The sequence below is a fragment of the Gemmiger formicilis genome (assembly GCF_016901605.1).
GTDB lineage: Bacteria > Bacillota > Clostridia > Oscillospirales > Ruminococcaceae > Gemmiger > Gemmiger formicilis_B.
Window position 1 is genome coordinate 1 of record NZ_JACJKP010000308.1, and the last position, 1585, is coordinate 1585.

2 rRNA genes are annotated in these 1585 nt (G+C 52.2%); both read right to left on the minus strand.

The window, feature by feature from the left end:
• Positions 1-4: 4 nt before the first annotated feature.
• Positions 5-121 (minus strand): 5S ribosomal RNA (gene rrf / locus H6B10_RS14445).
• A 94-nt stretch (positions 122-215) separates the two neighbouring features.
• Positions 216-1585 (minus strand): 23S ribosomal RNA (locus tag H6B10_RS14450); the annotation flags it as partial.

Sequence of the window (1585 nt, forward strand, 5' to 3'; positions counted from 1 at the left end):
GAGAAGCCGGCATCTACCTATTTTCACAGGCCGTCTCCAGCCAACTATCTTCGGCACAAGTGAGCTTAACTTCTGTGTTCGGAATGGGAACAGGTGGAACCTCACCGTCATCGACACCGGCCATGCACATGACCTTGTCATCTGCTTCTCTTGTTGAGGATGTACCCTCAAAACTGAATATCGAACTGCTAGCAAATAGAGTATCTGATCAAGATGGGGTCAAGCCCTCGACCTATTAGTACACGCTTGCTGAATGGATCACTCCACTTACACATTGTGCCTATCAACCTTGTAGTCTTCAAGGGGTCTTACCTGATTGACTCAGTGGGATATCTTATCTTAAGGCCGGCTTCACGCTTAGATGCTTTCAGCGTTTATCCGATCCGAACATAGCTGCCCAGCTGTGCCACTGGCGTGACAACTGGTGCACCAGAGGTTCGTCCATCCCGGTCCTCTCGTACTAGGGACAGCACCTTTCAAATATCCTACGCCCACGACAGATAGGGACCGAACTGTCTCACGACGTTCTGAACCCAGCTCGCGTACCGCTTTAATTGGCGAACAGCCAAACCCTTGGGACCGAATTCAGCCCCAGGATGCGATGAGCCGACATCGAGGTGCCAAACCTCCCCGTCGATGTGGACTCTTGGGGGAGATCAGCCTGTTATCCCCAGGGTAACTTTTATCCGTTGAGCGATGGCATTTCCACTCACATACCACCGGATCACTAACTCCGACTTTCGTCTCTGCTCGACCCGTCAGTCTCGCAGTCAGGCTCGTTTATGCGTTTGCACTCTATCATCTGGTTTCCGTCCAGATCGAACGAACCTTTGAACGCCTCCGCTACATTTTAGGAGGCGACCGCCCCAGTCAAACTGCCCACCTGACAATGTCCCCCGCCCTGATTCAAGGGCGCAGGTTAGAATTCCAATGTCGCAAGGATGGTATCCCAACGTCCACTCCACCAAGGCCAAAGCCTCAGCTTCCCAGTGTCCCATCTATCCTGTGCATGCAACACCGAAACCCAATATCAGGCTACAGTAAAGCTCCATGGGGTCTTTCCGTCTTGTCGCGGGAAACCGGCATCTTCACCGGTACTACAATTTCGCCGGGCGGGCTGTTGAGACAGTGCCCAGATCATTACGCCTTTCATGCGGGTCAGAACTTACCTGACAAGGAATTTCGCTACCTTAGGACCGTTATAGTTACGGCCGCCGTTCACTGGGGCTTCAATTCAATGCTTGCACATCTCCTTTTAACCTTCCAGCACCGGGCAGGCGTCAGCTCGTATACGTCATCTTTCGATTTAGCACAAACCTGTGTTTTTGGTAAACAGTTGCCTGGGCCTATTCTCTGCGGCTCACTCTCGTGAGCACCCCTTATTCCGAAGTTACGGGGTCAACTTGCCGAGTTCCTTAACAACCCTTCTCCCGTTGGCCTTAGAATCTTCTTCCTACCTACCTGTGTCGGTTTGCGGTACGGGCACCTTAGATATACACGCAGCTTTTCTCGCCTCTCATCCAGCCAGACTTCGGTACTATATTTCCCTCGATCACTACCGGAACCAACACCCGGCTCTGACCTT